Here is a 19,031-nt window from a genome sequence, read left to right as displayed (position 1 = left end):
CCCCCGACGCACCACCCCAAACCCCCAAAACCCGCAACTGCGCTGCTACGACGTGTTTTCGCAGTGCTGTTAGGTCTGTCACAGCCCGCACTTACCCCTAATCCAGGTAGGTAGTGCGGGTGGTGATCAAACCCCATGTTTCGGCACCCAAAGCCACAACTAGAGCGGCCATGGTGGTGATGCCGAACGCCTGGTGGTCGTAGAAGTCGTAGCCGCGGATCCACAGGAAAAACAGCACAAGCACGCCCATCTTGAGCAGCCAGCCGCCGAGCACGATTGCCATGGTCGCGTTCGGAGAGGAGTTCGAGGTTGCGAGCACAGTGACCGCAGTCAGCAGCACGAAGCTCCCGCCGACGGCCACACCCATCAACGCGGCCCAAATGCCGGGCAGGTCGCGCGCTGCGCCCCACCCCATGAGGGCAACCACGGTCAGCACCACGAGCGCCCAGCTCGCCACCTTCAGGGCGCGCACAAGGGGCTTGCGGTGGTCGGACATGGCATTAGCGTCGTTGACTTCAAGCGGTTTCACGGTGGGTCATCCTACCTGCCGGGCCAATTTTCCCCTTGGCCAAGGGCACCAGCGTGAGCAAGAACGCAACCAAAAGCGCAGCCACGCTCAGCGACGCCGCGACCTTAAACGGCACCACGGAGAAGCTCACCGCGCCGAAGGCCACCGCGGAAACCCACATGTAGAGCACCAGCACGGTGCGCCGGTGGGTGTGCCCCAGCCGCAGCAGGCGGTGGTGGATGTGCCCGGCGTCCGCGGCGAACGGGCTTTGCCCCCTCGCGGTGCGACGGATCACAGCCCACACCAAGTCCAGCACCGGCAGGGCGATCGCCGCCAGCACCACGATGATCGGGCTGACCAGCGCGACCAGGTCGGCCGCGCCGTAGAGGGACATGTTGATCTTGCCCGAAGCGGAAATGGACGCAGCGGCGAGCAACAGCCCGATCAGCATCGCCCCAGAGTCGCCCATGAAGATGCGCGCCGGCTCGAAGTTGTGAGGCAAAAACCCGGCGCAGATGCCCACCAGGATCGCGCAGATGATCGCCGGCGGGTATGCGGAGACTGCCCCACCCTGGTCGTGCAGCACCGCCAGCGAGTAGATCAGAATCGCGGACCCCGCGATCATGCCCAGGCCCGCGGCGAGCCCGTCGATGCCGTCGACAAAGTTCACGGCGTTGATCAGCAGCACCGTAAACAGCGCGCTCAAGACCATACCCTGGACTTGATCCAGGATGAGCGTGGTGCCCTCCCCGAACGGCACATAAAAAACGGTAAAGACGATGCCCAGAGCCGTCATGATCACCGCGGCCGCAAACTGTCCGATCAACTTGGTCAGCGCGCGCAGCTCATACAGGTCGTCCACCACCCCGACGAGCACGATGGCGAGCCCGCCCACCAGCACCGCGGTCATCTCCGGCGTCACGGGCGCGAACCCTCGGGTCAGCGCGGGCAGTTGCTGCGCGAGCGCATAGGCCGCCAAGAACCCGGTTAACATGGCCAGCCCGCCTAACGACGGCGTCGGCTGCGTGTGCACGTCGCGCTGGCGGATCTCAGCCACCCTGCCCGTGCGCACGAGCATGGATCGCACCGGCCCGGTGGCCAGGTACGTGACTGCGGCCGCCACGAGCAGGACAAGTCCCAGCTCACGCAGCGGAACACCGGAGGCGTTCATCGGCGGCTACTTCCTCCGCAGGCTCTCTGGGTCAAGTCCTAAGACCTGACCAATGCGTTCGGCGGAAATCGCCCCCTCGCGCAGAATCCGTGGCGCGGGGCCAGAAAGATCAATGATCGTGGAGGGCTCCCCGATCTCCGCGGTACCCCCGTCGAGGTAAATCGGCACCGCGTCGCCGAATTGCTGGCGCGCCTCGGTGGCGGTGGTCGCCGGCGGGTTGCCAGAGATGTTCGCGGAGGACACCGCCATCGGCCCGGTCTCTTGCAGAAGCTCGAGCGCCAGCGGCTGGTTCGGCATGCGCAACAGCACGGTGCCGCGCGTGTCGCCGAGATTCCACGGCAGGCTGGGCGCCTCGGGCACGACGATGGACAGCCCACCCGGCCAAAATGCCTCCACCAGCGTCTTCGCGGTCTCTGTGAACTCGCGCACTAGCCCCTGGATGGTCACCCAGGAGCCCACGAGCACCGGCACTGGCATATCCGGACCGCGGCGTTTGGTGGCCAAAAGCGTGTCCACGGCGTCGTTGTTGAAGGCGTCGCAGCCGATGCCGTAGACGGTGTCCGTCGGCAGCACCACGCAGCGGCCGGCCCGGACGGCGTCGGCGGCCGCGCGTACACCTTCGATGCGCTTTTGCGGGTCGAGGCAGTTGTACGTTTCCCTCAATGTTCGCTCCTTGGCCGTCGGGCAGTTACCGGGCTAGCTTACTCGCCGTGACAAACCGGGCCCGTCCGGTCATGTCCTCCAGCGCGCGCACGTCCGCAAAACCGCTGGCGCACAGCTCATCCTGCACAGCCTCGGAGGTCGTATCGTCGTGTTCGATGCCCACAGCTCCGCCATCTTTGAGCATTTGCTTGACGACGGGCACGATCCCGCGAATCGCCGCCATCCCATCAGCGCCCGAAAACACTGCCTCGTGCGGGTCAGCGTAAACCTCCTGCTGCAGCTCCGGCGTTCCCGGGACATATGGCGGGTTAGACACCACCACGTCCGCTCGGATCCCGGCGAGCAGCTGCGGGTCGGTCATGTCTCCCGCCACCACGTTGACCTGGGGCGCGAACGTATCGACGTTGCGCTGCAGGTAGGCACGCGCGGCCTCCGACCGCTCCACCGCGTACACCGTCGCATCCGGCCTGGCCCGGGTGATCGCAATGGCCAACGCTCCGGTGCCGGAGCCGAGGTCGACGACGGTGGGGGCCGAAGGTGCGTCGATAAGCTTGTGCACTGCCCACTCGGCGAGGACCTCGGTTTCGGGCCTGGGGATGAACACGCCGGGGCCGACGGCGAGGTCGACGCCGTAAAACGGCGCGGTGCCGATGATGTGCTGCAGCGGCTCGCGCTTGGTGCGGCGCGCGACGAGTTCGGAGTAGCGCTGCCCGAAATCCGCCGGCGCATCGGCGAACATCAGCTGCATCGGCGCGACGCCGAGCACGTGCGCGGCGAGCAGGCGCGCGTCCACCTCCGGAGAGTCGACGCCCGCATCCCGGAGGGCATTCACCGCTTCCGAGAGGAACGAACGGAGGCTACTCGGCTTCAAGTCGCTCCTGGCGCTCGTGCGTCTGCAGCGCCGTGATCAGGTCGTCCATGTTGCCGTCGAGCACCGAGTCCAGGTTGTTGGACTTGTAGTTGATGCGGTGGTCCGAAATGCGGTTCTCCGGCCAGTTGTAGGTGCGGATACGCTCGGAGCGGTCCATGGTGCGCACCTGGGATGCGCGGCCCTCGGCCTCCTCGGCCTCGAGCTTCTCGCGCTCCAGCTGCTCCAGGCGGGCCTGCAGCACCTGCATGGCGCGGGCGCGGTTCTGGATCTGGGAGCGCTCGTTCTGGCAGGTCACCACAATGCCGGTGGGCTGGTGGGTGATGCGCACGGCCGAGTCGGTCGTGTTCACGCCCTGGCCGCCCTTGCCGGAGGAGCGGTACACGTCGACTCGGATGTCCTTGTCGTCGATTTTGACGCTCTCAATCTCGTCGGCCTCCGGGAAGACGTAGACACCTGCGGCCGAAGTCTGGATGCGGCCCTGGGACTCCGTGACGGGCACGCGCTGCACACGGTGCACCCCGCCCTCGAATTTCAGCTTGGACCAGGCGCCGTCGCGCGAGGGGTTCTTGGACTTCACCGCAACGGTCATGTCCTTCACGCCGCCCAGGTCGGACTCGGCGACGTCAAGCACCTCCCAGGTCAGGGCATGCTTCTCGCAGTACTTCTGGTACATGCGCGCAAGGTCGCCAGCGAACAGCGCGGCCTCCTCGCCGCCGGCGCCGGCCTTGAGCTCCATGATGATGTCGTCGCCGTCGTGCTCGTCGCGCGGGGCGAGCAGGTCGGCCAGCTCCTCCTCCAGGCGGACAATCTCGCCCTCGAGGCGCTTGGCCTCCTCGGCGAACTCCTTGTCCTCGTTGGCCATCTCGGCCGCGGCCTCGTGGTCCTCCTGCGCCTGGGTCAGGTCGTTGTAGGCGTTGATGATCGGCTGCAGCTCCGCGTAGCGCTTGGACAGCTTGCGGAACTGGTCCTGGTCGCCCGCGACCTCCGGGTCGCCCATCTGGGCCTGGATGCCCTGGTATTCGGCCACGTAGTCGTCGACAAGCGAAACCTGCGATTTCTCTGCCATTAGGAGTAGTCCTCCTCGTCGTTTTCCGTCTGCGCCATCGGTGCAGAGTTGGCCACGCCGATCAGGAACTCGCCGTTGGTCTTCGTCTTCTTCAACTGCTTAATCAGCATGTCAATGGATTGCTGCGGGTCCAGCGCGGAGAGGATGCGGCGCAGCTTGTGCATCACGCGCGCCTCCTCCGGGCTCATCAGCAGCTCGTCCTTGCGGGTGCCGGAGGGGTTGACGTCCACAGCCGGGAACACGCGACGCTCCGCGATCTTGCGGTCCAGCTTCAGCTCCGCGTTGCCGGTGCCCTTGAACTCCTCGAAGATCACGGTGTCGCCAGCCGAGCCGGTCTCCACCATCGCGGTGGCGATAATCGTCAGCGAACCGCCCTCCTCGATGTTGCGAGCTGCGCCCAGGAAGCGCTTCGGCGGGTACAGCGCGTTGGAATCCACACCACCGGAAAGGATGCGGCCGGACGCCGGCGAGGAGTTGTTGTAGGCACGGCCCAGGCGGGTGATGGAATCCAGCAGGACCACCACGTCCTGACCCATCTCCACCAGGCGCTTCGCGCGCTCGATGGCAAGCTCGGCCACGGCGGTGTGCTCTGACGGCGGACGGTCGAACGTGGAGGCAATGACCTCGCCGTTGACGCTTCGCTGCATGTCCGTGACCTCCTCCGGACGCTCGTCCACCAGCACCACCATGAGGTAGCACTCCGGGTTGTTGGTGGCGATCGCGTTGGCGATGTTCTGCAGAATCGTCGTCTTACCGGCCTTCGGCGGGGAGACGATCAGCGCGCGCTGGCCCTTACCAATCGGCATGACCAGGTCGATCACGCGGGTGGTGAGGATCTTCGGCTCAGTTTCCAGGCGCAGACGGCGGTTCGGGTACAGCGGAGTGAGTTTGTGAAACTCCTTGCGGCCCTTCGCCGCCTCCGTGGTCTGGCCGTTGATGGAATCGACCCGCACTACCTGGTTGTAGCTGCGACGGTTACGGCCGTTGCCCTGCGAGTGGGACTGCCCGTTCGCGCGGACCTGACCCGTCACCGCGTCGCCGGAGCGCAGGCCCGACTGGCGCACGAGCTTATGCGGCACATAGACGTCCGCGTTGGACTGGCGGTAGCCGGTAGTGCGGATGAACGCCGAACCGTTGTCCTGCACGTCCACGATACCGGCGACCTCCTGCAGGTCCTCCGGGTTGAAGTTCTGGTTGTCGTTGTTGCCGTTGTTTCCGCCGCCGTGGTTGTGGTCCCGGTTGCGGTTACGGTTGCGACGACCGCGACGGCCGCGGCGGCCCCCACCGTGGTGGTGGTCGTCGTTGTTGCCGCCATGGTTGCCGTGGTTGCCGTGGTTGTTGCGGCCGCCCCGGTCGTTGCCACGGTCGTTGTTGTCGTGGTTCTGCTCGTGATCGCCCTCGGCGTTGTTACCACGGTTGTCACGGTTGTCACGGTTGTCACGGTTGTCGCCGCCCTGCTGCTCGTCGTGCTGCGAGCGTGCACGGTTGCGGCGGGCGCGACGTGCGGCGGAGCGCGATGCCCCGCGGGACTCGTCGTCGTCGCTAAGCTGCTGCTTCTCTGCCTGGCTCGGCTTCTCGGCCTGCTCCGGCGCTGCCTTTTCCGCCGGCGCTGCCTTCTCGGCGGCGGCCTTGCGTGGCACCTGCCCGGTGACGATGGCCTGGATGAGTTCCCCCTTGCGGAGCCCGGAGATCCCCTTAAGTCCCTTTTCGGCGGCGAGCTTTCGCAGCTCCGGAATCTTCATTGCGGCGAGGTCGGCCGCGGTGCCGGTTTCGGTCACGTGTGTCCTTTCGTCGCTAAGCCAGCTGCTTAATCGCGCAGATATTCGCGTTTGCATGCACCGGTAGCGGTCGTGTGCGGTCTTACGGATCTCGCGGGCCCGGGGAAACGTTCCTCCCGGTAGCGCCGCCAGCACCCTCAACCGGAGAAGTTCCGGGACGGGTGCAATTCGCACGATCCACGCAGAAGTGTAGCGCATAGAAGGCCCTGCGCTAATCAGGCCCGCGCTAACATGGCCTGCATGCTTTCAACGATGCAGGAGGTGCCGTTCTCCGTCGCCAGGATTTTGGAGTTCGGCATCACCGCCCACGCCAACACGAAGTGCACGACGTGGCGCGCATCCGGCGCGGAGGAAACCACGTTCGCCGAGATCGGCGCGCGCGCCGCGGCCTTTGCGCATGCTCTGCACAACGACCTGGGCATCGATGGCGACCAGCGCGTGTCCACGCTGCTGTACAACTGCGCGGAGCACATCGAGGTGATGTTCGCCGTCGCCGCGAAGGGCGCGGTATTCAATCCGCTAAACGTGCAGCTCATGACGGATCAGATCGCGTACGTTGTCAACCACTCCGAGTCTGAAGTCGTGGTCGCGGACCCGCGGTTGGCAAAGAAGCTGGGCACAATTTTGCAGGACTGCCCGACCGTGCGCGCGGTGGCGTTTACGGGCGTCGAACCGCTTGACGACGCAGCTTCGCACCTCCCCGACTCAGTCAAGGTATACAGCTACGAGCAGCTTCTCGACGGCCGGCCCACGTCCTACCCATGGCCCGAACTGCCCGAAAACACCGCAGCGGCGCTGGTGTACTCCACCGCCACCACCGGCGCACCGAAGGGCGTGGCCTATTCGCACCGCTCCCTGTGGCTCGAGGCGACGGGCCTGCGCGCCACCGACTCGTTGGCAGTGACCCACGGTGAGACGTTTTTGTGCTGCATCCCCATCTACCACGTGCTCAGCTGGGGCGTGCCGCTCGCCGCGTTTTTGGCTGGCACGCCGCTGGTGCTGCCGGATTCGGACATGTCCGCCCCCACCTTGGCCAAGCTCATCGCGGGCACCCACCCGCGCGTCGCCCACGGGGTGCCTACCCTGTGGATCCAGCTAATGGTGCACTACCTGCACAACCCGCCCGAGCGCATGAGCCTGCAGGAGATTTTCGTCGGCGGCTCGCCAGCCCCGCCCGCCCTGATCAAGGTGTGGGAGGAGCGCTACGGCGTGGACGTGGTGCACGTGTGGGGCATGACGGAGACTTCCACCGTGGGTACCGTCGCCAGGCCGCCGTCGGGCGCCTCCGGTGAGGCCCGCTGGGCCTACCGCATCTCCCAGGGCCGCTTCGCCCCCACCCTGCAACACCGCGTGGTTAACGACGGCCAGGTCATGGCCCCCACCGACCTCACCCAAGGCGAGATCCAGGTGCGCGGCAACATGGTCGCCGCCAGCTACTACCACTCGCCCACCCAGGAGCCCGGCGAGATCGCCTCACGCTTCCGCGGCGAAGATGTCGACGACGTGCGCGACCACTTCACTGCCGACGGCTGGCTGCGCACCGGCGACGTGGGCACCGTGACCAATGCCGGCTTCCTCACCCTCTACGACCGCGCCCGCGACGTCATCCGCTCCGGCGGCGAATGGATCTACTCCGCCCAGGTGGAAAACCTGATCATGGAGTCCGAGGAAGTCATCGAGTGCGCCGTCATCGGCATCCCCGACGACAAGTGGGGCGAGCGCCCTCTCGCCGTGACCAAGCTGACCGCCGAGGTCGCCCCCACCGCGGAGACCGCCGCCCGCCTGCGCGCAGGGCTCGCCGATGTGCTGCCCAAGTGGATGGCGCCCGAGTACTGGACGTTCGTGGACTCCATCGACCAGACGTCCGTGGGCAAGTTCGACAAGAAGGACCTGCGCAAACACCTCGCCCGGGACGAGTTCGACATCATCGCCTTGCCCGGCCCCGGCAGCCGGCCGAAGGCGACGTCGTAAAGCAATCTGCTCCTAAGCCCGGTTGCGGTTGAGCAGGAAGACCACCGCACCGATCACGGCCAGCAGCAGCACGCCGAGACCGCCCAGCAACGGCAGGGACAACCCGTCCGACTTGTTTTCCGCGACTTCGGCGGCCTCAGTGCTCTCGGCTTCTTCGGTGTTTTCGGTGGTCTCCTCCACCGTCCGCTCCTCGCCCGGGCTGCTGGCGCCGTCGAACTTGATCGGCTCATCCGACGGCTCGGGGCCGTTCTCGTAGGTCGGGGTCCAGTCCGGGCCGCCGTCTACCGGCTCGCCGTCGAGCATCACCGCGAACTCGTACGGCTGCTCCACGCCGGTAATCTTTCCTTCGCCCTTCGCACCCATACCCACGTGTAGGAAGTAGTAGCCCTGGTGCGGATAATCCCCGCCGTACATCGTGTGCTGCGCCGGCGAGACCGGGCCGCTTTCGTCTTCCTCGTCGTAGAAGCCGAAGTCTCTTGTTCCAATTTGAAGGCGTGTCGGGTCGAAGATCTTGATCTTCACCGAGTCTGCGTCGTTGGTGACTGACTCTTTGACCTTCATATTCAGCACCGGACGCTGGCCCCAAGTCACCGGGATCTTGTAAAAGCGGTACTCGCCGGGGACGATCTTGTCGGAGTAGGTGCCCTCGCTGATTTCCGTCGCGTCGTTGAAGCCTGTGCCACCAGCGATTTCCTCCGCGGTGCCGAACGGGACCTCGCCGTCGTACTTCCCGGAGGAGATAACCTTGTCCGACCATTCCTTGGCTTGCTCTTCTTCAGGGATCGGCTCGTAGAACACGTTGACTTCGACGTTGACGTCGTCGACAAGCTCCGCGCCACCTTTGTAGATCTGCGTGGCTATCAGCCAGTTGCTCATGTCGCAGTCATCGGCTTGCTCCTCCCGCATCAACGAGACCCAGTAGGGTTCCATGGCGAACTGTGCGCTGCCCGCGATGCTGCTGGGGGATAGTTTCGTTCGTGCCTTGCCGCAGTTCTGGTCATTCTCGTTGGTTTGTGCGGAGGACTCGAGTTCTACCTGAGCATCTTGGAAGTGGCCGTCGGGCTGCCAGATCGGGGTCATAGTGATCAGCGCCTTGTGCCCCTCCGGCACGGAGACGCGGAAGTAGCGGTCGGTCTTCGCGTTCGAATCCGGGGTCACCTTCGTCTTGTACTGGCCCTGGCCAAGCCACTTGGCGTCCTCCGGCGAATCCGCAAACTCAAACGGCGTGCCCTCAACCTTGTACTTGCCAATGTCGCGCTGGGCCAGGAACTTCAGCGACGTCGCCAGGCTGCTCGCATCTTTGGCCTCGAGGAACTGACCGTTGCCGGCCTCCGCGATGCACTGCAGCTCCTTCCGAGCCGCGTCATCAACCTGGAAGCCCACCGTGTGGATCGCCAGATCAACACCATCTTCGGCCAGCTCCTTGGCCACCTCACACACCGGCGGCGGCGCACAGGAGTCGATACCGTCGGACACCAGGATGATTGAGCGCTCCCCCTCGTCGCCAAGCTCTTCTGCGGCCTTGCGCAGGGAATTGCCCATTGGTGTGTAGCCCTTCGGCTCCAACCCATTAATAGCCGAGGTGAACTTCGCCTTATCCACCCTGCCGACCGGGACGAGAGTGTCAATATCCTTACACCCCCGTTCCCGGTTATCCGGCGCATCCGACTCATTCGCGCCGTACACCGTCAGCCCCATGTTCGCGGTCTCCGGCAGCGACTCCACCAGCTCATTCGCCGCCTTCTTCGCCGATTCCATGCGTGTGCCCTCGGCGTCTGCCTCAACCATCGACGAGGATGCGTCCAAAATCAGCATCGCCTTGCTGTCTTCCGAGCCTGCGGAGGCCGTGGACGATGTCTTTGTCGACGTCGTCGATGACGACGAGGTCTCCGTCACCGTCGACACCGCCGTCGACGATTGCCCCCACGCCACCGGCGCCCATGCCAGACAACAACACACCGCAATCATCAGCGCGAGAAGAACCCTCGCGCCTTTCTGCGAAACCGTCCAACTCATTCATCCGTGCCCTTCTGTGCTGTGTGCAGAATCACTTTGGACAATAAAAGATCTTCATTACACCTGCACGCCTCGTTATCACTTTGTAAAGACCCCGACTCAGATTCTGTGACCGCAGAATCCACGCTCTTCGAAAGTCTCATCTAATACTTGAGGGTGTTCTGCGGCCGCAGAATCGCTTGACCTCCGACCGCCCAACCCTCAACCCGAGGTTGAGGGTGTTCTGCGGCCGCAGAATCATTTCCCAAACTTCGCAAACATTTTTGAAGAACCCCTTTACATCGCACACACCTTCGCTTATCCTCGACCCCACAGCGACCATCCAGCCATCGCCCAGGGGGCTTCCCGTGACCACAGCCACCAGCAAAACACTGCAGCTTATAGACGATCTAAAGTTCCACCACTGCGAATCCCACACCCACCGTGCAGACATGCTCGACGCGCTTGGCCAGCTCGACGAAGAGGACATTGCCGAACAACGTGGCGAGTTCTCCACTGCCACATGGCTCAAACGCGAGCTCAATCTGCCGCCATCCACCGCGTACGAGTATCTCCGCGTCGCCCGGGGCCTACGCCGGTTCCGCCTGCTGTATGAGACGTTCCGTTCCGGCGTGATGCCGTACAACACGATGCGTTTCCTGCTGAAATTCATGGATGAGGAAAACGAGGAAGAGCTGATTGACCTCGCGCTCATCCATGCTTTTTCCGAGCTCGAACGCATCCTCGCCGGCACCGACACCGCCGATGAGAACGAACCCGAAGAACCGTTTGTGAAGGCCGATTTCCGCGCCGACGGAATGATGGATTTCCGTGCGCTCCTTCCCGCGGTGCGCGGACAAGCACTGCTCACCGCGTTGAAGGTCGCTCAGCTCGCCAGTTACTGCGCCGAGCTACCAAACTCAGAGGAGCTCGCGGACCCGGAAAAGCTAGACGAGTTCATCGCGGCGGCCGAAGCAGAAGCAGAGTCTTGCCCACCTGATTTCACCGCGGACGGCCCTAAACCGCGGAAGTCCAAACTCGATCTGGAGTCGATTCTGCGCCCGCCCTCACGCTTCGGCCCGCCGGAGAAGAAGGACCTCTACCCCGCCTTCATCGCCATGATGGACATGGTGCGCGACAGCCCCACTAGCCCGCTTCGTTCTCCCGGCGCCCACGTCAACATCGTGCTCACAGAGGACGGCGGTGCGTGGATGCCGGAGAACACCTCGGCGAGATCCCAGGAAGTGCGAAGCTACATCGCGAACGCTACGTTGCGCCTGCACCTGCTGGACAAGAAGGGGTTGACCATCAACGTCGGCCGCGCGCAGCGCTTCGCCACAGACGCACAGGTCCTCGCACTATTGATGGCCTGGGGGCACCAGTGCGCGATGCCCGGATGCAGCCATCGGCGATTCATCGAGATCCACCACATCAAAGAATGGGAAGACGGGGGCGCCACCAACATGGACAACCTAATTCCGCTGTGTTCGAGCTGTCACTCCAAGATCAGCCACGGCCTGGCGCATATCCAGGCCCACGGTCCGGACTTGTACTTCCGTCTTAAGGACGGCACGCAGTACGTCTCAAGGAACCGCTCGCTGCCCAAGCGCACCTACAACCACCGGGGTCCGCTACGAGACACCGTTACGCCGGGCGACAGCTTCGACGAGCCGGGCGCAGGCCAGCACACGGGTCAGGCAGGCGCTTAGTCGCGAACCAGCTCAGCGGTGGCCGGACCGGCGACGTCGAGTTCGATGACGTGGAGGCCGGCGGAGCGTGCTTCGTCGAGAAGCGAAGGCTCCACCTCAGTGGTGGTGAGAACCAGCGCGGTCGGGCCGGCGCCGGAGAGGTAGGCGGCGTGACCGCGGTTGCGCAGGCGATTGACCCACTCCGCCGTCACCGGCAGGACATCTGCGCGGTACGGCTGGTGGAGGCGGTCGCGGGTGCCTTCGAAAAGCAGTTGCGGGTGGTGCTGCAGCGCCGCTGTCATCACCGCGGTGCGCGAAACGTTGAAACGCGCATCGGTGTGGGTGACGTGGCTCGGCAGCACCTTGCGCACCGCGTTGGTGGAAGCGTGGAAATCAGGCACAAGGGCGACGGCCGAAATGGAGCCGTCCACCGGGATGCGCACAGCGCGGTAGGACGGCTTGGACTGGCCGTCGACGGGGATGTCGGTCCACGACACCACTGCCCCGCCGAACGCGGATGCGCCGGCGTTGTCCGGGTGGCCTTCGAACTCGGAGGACAGCTGCACGATTGCGTCCTCGTCGAGCGGGGAGCCGGCCAGCGCGTTGGCGGCAACCACGCCGGCGACGGCGGCGGAGGCGGAGGAGCCGAGGCCGCGCGACTGCGGGATGGTGTTGTGGCACACCACGCGCAGGCCGGGCGCGGACACGTCCGCGGCGGCAAGCGCGGACTGGATGGCCTTGACCACGAGGTTAGAGCTGTCGCGGGGCAGATCGTCGGCACCCTCGCCGAAGATCTCCACCTCGAGGCCGGAGTCGGTGACCTCCACTTCCACGGTGTCGTAGATACTCAACGCGATTCCGAGGGTGTCGAAGCCGGGGCCCAGGTTCGCCGATGAACCGGGGACGGTGACCTTGACTTTCAGGCCGGGCTGCAGATCGATTGCCATTCCGAAGGCCCCTTAGGAATCGAGTCGAATGACGGAGTTGACGGCGAGCACGTCGTCGTGGCCCGAAAGCTGCTCCACGATCGCGCTGAGGTCCTGCTCGCGGGCGGCGTGGGTGACCACGATGAGGTGGGCCTCGTCGCCGGACTCTTCCTGACGCACCGCGGACAGCGAAATGCCGGCCTTGGCGAAGCGGGCGGTGAGATCGGAGAGAACGCCGACGCGGTCGTTGACGGTCATGTTGATCGTGTAGCGGGTGGTCACCTCCTCGAACGAGACAACCGGGTAGTCCGCGTACGGGTTCTCGGCCGGGGCGCGGCCGCCGTGGACCTTGTTGCGTGCGGCGCCGACGAGGTCGCCGAGTACTGCCGATGCGGTGGGGGCGCCGCCGGCGCCGTTGCCGTAGAACATGAGTCGACCTGCTGCTTCTGCCTCGACGAAAATGGCGTTGTAGGACTCATCCACGGATGCGAGCGGGTGCTCGTTGGGCACCAGCGTCGGGTGGACTCGGGCGTTGACGCCGGTGGTGTTGCCGGCGTCGTCGACAAGCCGCTCGCAAATAGCGAGCAACTTGATGGTGTGGCCGGACTTCTTCGCGGCATCGATGTCGTCGGCGGTGATCTTGGTAATGCCTTCGCAGTGCACATCGTCGAAGGTCACGCGGGTGTGGAAGCCCATGGAGGCGAGGATGGCGGCCTTGGAAGCGGCGTCGTGGCCTTCCACGTCCGCGGTCGGGTCGGCCTCTGCGTAGCCGAGTCGGGTGGCCTCCGCCAGCGCCTCCTCGTAGTCGGCGCCGGTGGAAGCCATGGCGTCGAGGATGAAATTGGTGGTGCCGTTGACAATGCCGGAGATGCGCTGCACCTGGTCGCCCGCAAGGGAGCGGCGCAGCATGCCCACCACGGGGATAGCGGCGGCGACGGCGGCTTCGTAGTAGAGGTCGACGCCGGCGGCGTTCGCGGCGTCGGCAAGCTCGGCGCTGTGGGCGGCCACCAGGGCCTTGTTGGCGGTGACCACCGACTTTCCAGCCTTGAGCGCCTCGAGGACGAGCTCGCGCGGGTAGTCAATGCCGCCGATGAGCTCGACCACGATATCCACGTCGTCGCGGGTAACCAGCTCGCGCGCGTCCCCCGTCAAGTACAAGCCCTGGACCTCGGGGGCATCTTTGTGCTTCTCGACGTCCGACACCGCAACACCCCTCACCTCGATCGGGCCGTCAATACGGTGTTCCAGGTTGGAGGAGAATTCGGACAGCAGGCGCAGCACCTCGGTACCGACGGTGCCCTTGCCCAACACGGCAATGCCCACGGGGGTGCCGATGCCCTTGCCCGGGTAGTTGCCGTTATATCCCTCGGCGGTGGCGGAAGTCATGATGCGAGTAGCTCCTTCATCGTACGTGACAGGGATCAGCGGTGAACCGCTTTGTCTACTATCGCGCAAAAGACACTGACGGTCAATTAATATTCGCGCGCAATCAGATCCTCGACAGTCTCCCGCCGCACCATCGGCGTCACCTCTCCGCCGCGCACGGAAACCACCGCGGGGCGTCCGAACGCGTTGTAGTTCGAGGCCATGGAATAGCAGTAGGCGCCGGTGGCGGCGAGCGCGATGAGATCGCCCGGAGCGATGTCGTCGGGCCAGGAAGCCTCCTCCACCAGGACGTCGCCGGACTCGCAGTGGGATCCCACCAGGCGCGTGTCGGTGGGGGCGCCATCGGCGAAACGGTTGACCACGCGGGCGTCGTAAAGCGCGCCGTAGAGCGAGGGACGGATGTTGTCGCTCATGCCGCCGTCGACGGCGACGTAGCGACGCGAAGTGGTGTAGGAGGTGTCCACGTCCTTGATCACGCCGGCGGTGTAGACGGTCACTGCGGACGGGCCGGCGATCGCGCGGCCGGGCTCGACCACCACGGTGGGCGCGGCGATGCCTAGCTCGTCGGCGACCTCCTGCACCGCGGTGAGCAGGTCGCGCGCCACAGCGTTGACGTCCAAAGGCGACTCGCCCGGCATGTACGCGATGCCGTAGCCGCCGCCGAGATCGAGGTAGCCCAGCGCCACACCCTGGGTCTTCCAGATCTCGGCGTACATGCCCAGCACGCGCTCGGCGGCGAGCTTGAAGCCCTCGGCGTCGAAAACCTGGGAGCCGACGTGGCAGTGCAGGCCGGTCAGCTCCAACCAGTCGGAGGTGATGGCTGCGGCGGCGGCCGATAAGGCGTCGCCAGTAGCGAGCGAGATGCCGAACTTCTGATCCTCGTGGCTGGTGGCGATGAACTCGTGGGTGTGGGCGTCCACGCCGGGTTTCACGCGCACGAAGACGTCCTGCTTCACGCCCGCTTGCTTCGCCACGGCCTCCAGCTGCGCCAATTCCTGATGCGAGTCGATGACTACGTGGCCGACCTTTGACTCCACACACAAGCGCAGGAACTCGTCCGACTTGTTGTTCCCGTGCACGGTAATGCGCTCGGGCGGAAAGTCCGCGGCCAGGGCTATGCGCAGCTCATTCTCGCTGGCCACGTCCAGCGCGAGGCCTTCCTCATCGACCCAGCGGGCCACGCGGCGGGTGAGAAACGCCTTCGAGGCGTAGTGCACGTTTTCGGGCGCTAAAAACGCGGCGGCCATGTCGCGGCAGCGCGAACGGAAGTCGTCCTCGTCGATGACCACAACCGGGGTGCCGTACTCCGCAGCGATCTCCGGAAGCGGCACGCCGGCAATGGTGACCACGCCGTCCTCCTCGCGCTTGGCGCAGCGGGGCCAGACGTGGGCGGGCAGGTCGTTGAAGTCGCCGTTGTCCTTCTCGTAGGGAGTGGAGACGAAAACGGTCATTTACATCCGCTCCGGTGCGCTCACGCCGATCAGACCGAGGGCGTTCGCGACAACCTGGCGCGAGGCCATCGCCAGGGCCAGGCGCGCGGTGTGGATCGGCTCCGCTTCCTCGCCGGTCTTGGGCAGGATCTGGCAGGAGTCGTAGAACTTGTGGAACGCGCTGGCCAGTTCCTCGGTGTAGCGGGCGATGCGGTGCGGCTCGCGCAGCTCCGCGGCGGCGCGCACGACGGCCGGGTACTCGCCGAGGGTGCGGATGAGGTCGCCCTCCTTGTCGTGGGTGAGCAGCGCCAGGTCCGGGTCGGTGTGGGACACGCCGGCTTCGTCCGCCTTGCGCCCGATGGAGCACAAACGGGCGTGGGCGTACTGCACGTAGTAGACGGGGTTGTCGGAGGACTGCTTCGTCCACAGGTCCAGGTCGATGTCCAAGGTGGAATCCACCGAGGAGCGCACCAGCGAGTAGCGCGCGCCGTCAACGCCGATCGCGTCCACGAGGTCTTCGAGCGTGATCACGGTGCCTGCACGCTTGGACATCTTCACGGCCTGGCCGTCGCGCACGAGGTTGACCATCTGGCCGATGAGCACCTCAACGGCATCCGCGTTGTAGCCCAGCGCCTGCGCCGCCGCCTTGAGACGCGCAATGTAGCCGTGGTGGTCCGCACCCAGCATGTAAATAGCCAGGGTGTGGCCGCGGTCGAACTTGTCGGCCACGTACGCGATGTCGCCGGCGATGTAGGCGGCGTCGCCGTCGGACTTGAGTACGACGCGGTCCTTGTCGTCGCCGAAGTCGGAAGAACGCAGCCACCACGCGCCATCGTTTTCGTACAGGTTGCCGTTGTCCTTCAGCGTCTGCACGGCCTTATCCACGGCGCCCGATTCGAACAGGGAATTCTCGTGGAAGTACACGCCAAAGTCCACGCCGAACTCGTGCAGGGACTGTTTGATCTGCGCGAACATCATCTCCACGCCGGCCGCGCGGAAGGTCTCCTGCACCTCGGCGTCCGCGCCATCGAGAGCGCCAGGATGCTTATCGACGACCGCCCGGGCAATCTCGTGAATGTAATCGCCACCGTAACCGTCCTCCGGGGTGGGCTCGCCCTTCGCCGCGGCAACGAGCGAACGGGAGAAGCGGTCGATCTGCCCGCCGTGGTCGTTGAAGTAGTACTCGCGGGTAACCTCCGCGCCGGCAGCCTCGAGAACGCGGCCGAGCGAGTCGCCCACCGCGGCCCAGCGGGTGCCGCCGAGGTGGATCGGGCCGGTGGGGTTGGCGGAGACGAACTCGAGGTTGATCTTCTCGTCTGCGTAGAGATCGCAGTGGCCAAACTTCTCGGCCTCATCCAGCACCTTTGCCACGAGCTGGCCCTGGGCACCGGCGGCGAGACGCAGGTTAATAAAGCCCGGACCGGCGATCTCGACGGCGGCGATTGCGGGGTTGGCCGACAGGTCGTCGACAAGCCAAGTGGCGAGATCGCGTGGGTTAGTGCCAGCTTTCTTGGCCACCTGGAGCGCGACGTTTGTGGCGTAATCGCCGTGCTCGGGGTTGCGGGGGCGCTCCACGGTCACGGTGTCGGGGACGACTGAGGCGTCGAGATCGTGGGCGGCGAGCACACGCGTCGCGGCCTCTTTCACGGTGGTTGCGAGTTCAGCTGGCGTCATGGGGCACAAGTTTAAAGCACCCGCCGACACCGCACGCAGCATGGGCACCGGCCGCTCGGTGCAATAGGTCACACCAAAGCGAACCCCCTCCATTCGTCACTAATGGGGTTAGGGTGGCATATTGTTTTGCAGTCATTGCCCGTACTGACTCGAAAGAGCCTCCCATGGATCAATTCCAAGTGTTCACCGACGCGATCGGTGGCAGCGTGGGCCTCTCGGCGCTGGTGTCTACCCTGCCGTTGCTCACGTTCTTCATCATGCTGCTCGGATTCAAAGCCCGCGCGCACACCTCCGGCGCCGTCGCGCTCGTAGTTGCACTGCTGGTAGCCATCTTGGGCTTCAACATGCCCACCACCATGGCCATCTCCTCCGCCTTCCGCGGCGGTTTGTTCGGCCTCTTCCCCATCGTCTTCGTGATCCTGACGGCCATCTGGTTCTACCAGATCACCGTCGCATCCGGCCGCTTCGAAGATCTGCGTCTCGTCTTCGACAAGATGGGCAACGGCGACGTGCGCATCCAGGCGATGCTTATCGCGTTCTGCTTCGGCGGCCTGCTTGAGGCGCTCGCCGGCTTCGGCGCGCCGGTGGCGATTACCGCGACCATGATCCTGGCCTTGGGCATCCCGCCGCTGAAAGCCGCGACCGTGGTGCTGCTGGCCAACACCGCTCCGGTGGCGTTCGGCGCCGTGGCCATCCCGATCACCACCGCCGGCGACGTGGGCGGCCGTACCCTCGAGCAGACCGAAAACATCGCCGCCATCGTGGGCCACCAGACCCCGTTCCTCGCGTTCTTCGTTCCGTTCATTATCGCGCTGCTTATCGACGGCTGGCGCGGCGTCCGTGAAACCGCTCCGGCAGCCGGCGTGATCGGCCTGACCTTCGCTATCGCCCAATGGTGGACGTCCAACCACTTCGCCTACCAGCTCACCGACGTGATTGCCTGTATCGTCGCACTTGGCGCTGCCTTCGTGCTCCTGCACTTCTGGCAGCCGCGTGGCGTTGACGCCATGCGCGAGCGCCTCGGCCTCGAGCACAGCGCCGCAACCGACGGCGATGAGGTGGAACTGCCCTCCAACCGTGTGTTCATGGCGCTTCTGCCCTACGCCGTGGTTGTGGTCGTATTCGGCCTGGCCAACCTGGGTACCGCGATCCCGACCTGGCTGAAGCAGTTCAAGATCTCCTTCCCGTGGCCGGGCCTCGACGGCAATCTGCTCAACTCAGCCGGCGATCTGGTCAACAGCGACTACTCGTTTGCCTACATCAACAACCCGGGCAGCCTGATGGTCATCTCCGCGCTGATCGTGACCGTGCTGTACATGGTGTTCAACGAGAACGGACGCTACAAGCTCACCTGGGGCCAGGTAGGCAAGGAGTTCGTGGAAACCGCCTGGAAGATGCGCTGGTCCGCGCTGACCATCGTGCTCGTGCTGGCGCTGGCCTACGTGATGAACTACTCCGGCCAGACCGTGACGATCGGCGAGTTCTTCGCCAACCTCGGCCCGGCGTTCGCGTTCTTCGCGCCGATCCTCGGCTGGGTGGGCGTGGCCGTGACCGGCTCCGACACCTCCGCCAACGCCCTGTTTGCCAACCTGCAGGTCACCGCCGCGAACAACCTGGATCTCAACCCGGACCTCATGCTGGCCGCAAACACCACAGGCGGTGTCGTGGGCAAGATGATCTCGCCGCAATCCCTCGCCATTGCCGCGACCGCGGTAAACATGGAGGGCAAGGAGTCCGAGATCTTCAAGAAGGTCGTCGGCTGGAGCTTCGGCTTCCTGGTTGCTGTGTGCGTGATAGTCTTCCTTCAGTCGAACGTTCTGAGCGTGCTTGCGCCGGTCGTTCCGTAACTGACAACCGAATATTGGAGCCCTCGAGGTCATCACAGCCTGCGGGGGCTTTCATTA

At 65.0% G+C, this 19,031-nt stretch carries 14 protein-coding genes; 3 read left to right on the top strand and 11 right to left on the bottom strand.

From position 1 onward, the window contains the following. Positions 1 to 97 precede the first annotated feature (97 nt). From CIHUM_RS04710 to rho, 6 genes are read right to left on the bottom strand one after another with little or no spacing between them, the layout of a single operon-like run. Positions 98 to 496: a Cg1360 family ATP-synthase-associated protein gene (locus CIHUM_RS04710; RefSeq protein ID WP_051106494.1), complete on the bottom strand. Its 399-nt coding sequence runs from the start codon at positions 494 to 496 to the stop codon at positions 98 to 100. Between the two features lie 19 nt (positions 497 to 515). Then, on the bottom strand, positions 516 to 1,679 hold the full coding sequence (locus CIHUM_RS04705) for an MraY family glycosyltransferase (RefSeq protein ID WP_034999805.1): 1,164 nt from the start codon (positions 1,677 to 1,679) through the stop codon (positions 516 to 518). Positions 1,680 to 1,685: 6 nt separating this feature from the next. Then, positions 1,686 to 2,342 (bottom strand): L-threonylcarbamoyladenylate synthase, encoded by a 657-nt coding sequence (locus CIHUM_RS04700; protein ID WP_034999803.1) that lies wholly within the window; start codon positions 2,340 to 2,342, stop codon positions 1,686 to 1,688. A gap of 25 nt (positions 2,343 to 2,367) precedes the next feature. Next, complete coding sequence (prmC, locus tag CIHUM_RS04695) at positions 2,368 to 3,213, bottom strand: peptide chain release factor N(5)-glutamine methyltransferase (protein ID WP_034999801.1); 846 nt, start codon at positions 3,211 to 3,213, stop codon at positions 2,368 to 2,370. Then, positions 3,200 to 4,279 carry a peptide chain release factor 1 gene (gene prfA / locus CIHUM_RS04690; RefSeq protein WP_034999799.1) on the bottom strand — a complete coding sequence of 360 codons (1,080 nt, stop codon included), beginning with the start codon at positions 4,277 to 4,279 and terminating at the stop codon, positions 3,200 to 3,202. Before prfA ends, prmC begins: the two co-directional genes overlap by 14 nt. Continuing rightward, positions 4,279 to 6,057, bottom strand: a complete 1,779-nt coding sequence (rho, locus tag CIHUM_RS04685; protein WP_034999797.1) for a transcription termination factor Rho — start codon at positions 6,055 to 6,057, stop codon at positions 4,279 to 4,281. Before rho ends, prfA begins: the two co-directional genes overlap by 1 nt. A gap of 240 nt (positions 6,058 to 6,297) precedes the next feature. Between rho and CIHUM_RS04680 the strand changes: the two genes are divergently transcribed. After that, a complete protein-coding gene (locus CIHUM_RS04680) occupies positions 6,298 to 8,028 on the top strand; it encodes a long-chain fatty-acid--CoA ligase (protein WP_034999993.1) in 1,731 nt (576 codons plus the stop codon). A gap of 12 nt (positions 8,029 to 8,040) precedes the next feature. On the opposite strand, the gene CIHUM_RS04675 is transcribed toward CIHUM_RS04680, so the two are convergent. Continuing rightward, the gene (locus tag CIHUM_RS04675; RefSeq protein WP_074432045.1) at positions 8,041 to 10,044 is read right to left on the bottom strand and encodes a vWA domain-containing protein; all 2,004 of its coding nucleotides are present in this window, start codon (positions 10,042 to 10,044) and stop codon (positions 8,041 to 8,043) included. A gap of 431 nt (positions 10,045 to 10,475) precedes the next feature. Between CIHUM_RS04675 and CIHUM_RS04670 the strand changes: the two genes are divergently transcribed. Beyond that, positions 10,476 to 11,732 (top strand): HNH endonuclease signature motif containing protein, encoded by a 1,257-nt coding sequence (locus CIHUM_RS04670; RefSeq protein WP_148363855.1) that lies wholly within the window; start codon positions 10,476 to 10,478, stop codon positions 11,730 to 11,732. Here CIHUM_RS04670 and thrB read toward each other — a convergent pair. The 4 genes from thrB to argS form a co-directional block, all read right to left on the bottom strand. Further along, a complete protein-coding gene (gene thrB, locus CIHUM_RS04665; RefSeq protein WP_034999793.1) occupies positions 11,729 to 12,658 on the bottom strand; it encodes a homoserine kinase in 930 nt (309 codons plus the stop codon). The genes CIHUM_RS04670 and thrB overlap by 4 nt on opposite strands. Positions 12,659 to 12,670: 12 nt before the next feature. Next, positions 12,671 to 14,023: a homoserine dehydrogenase gene (locus CIHUM_RS04660; protein ID WP_034999791.1), complete on the bottom strand. Its 1,353-nt coding sequence runs from the start codon at positions 14,021 to 14,023 to the stop codon at positions 12,671 to 12,673. Between the two features lie 86 nt (positions 14,024 to 14,109). Next, a complete protein-coding gene (lysA, locus tag CIHUM_RS04655; RefSeq protein WP_051106475.1) occupies positions 14,110 to 15,474 on the bottom strand; it encodes a diaminopimelate decarboxylase in 1,365 nt (454 codons plus the stop codon). Further along, a complete protein-coding gene (argS, locus tag CIHUM_RS04650) occupies positions 15,475 to 17,127 on the bottom strand; it encodes an arginine--tRNA ligase (protein ID WP_034999789.1) in 1,653 nt (550 codons plus the stop codon). It abuts the gene before it with no gap. Between the two features lie 164 nt (positions 17,128 to 17,291). Between argS and CIHUM_RS04645 the strand changes: the two genes are divergently transcribed. Continuing rightward, positions 17,292 to 18,974: an L-lactate permease gene (locus tag CIHUM_RS04645; protein ID WP_034999787.1), complete on the top strand. Its 1,683-nt coding sequence runs from the start codon at positions 17,292 to 17,294 to the stop codon at positions 18,972 to 18,974. The last annotated feature ends 57 nt before the right edge of the window (positions 18,975 to 19,031 follow it).

The organism is Corynebacterium ihumii (assembly GCF_028609825.1).
Taxonomy (GTDB): domain Bacteria; phylum Actinomycetota; class Actinomycetes; order Mycobacteriales; family Mycobacteriaceae; genus Corynebacterium; species Corynebacterium afermentans.
Note: the sequence above shows the minus strand (reverse complement) of the source record. Positions and strands in the feature narration are given on the sequence as shown.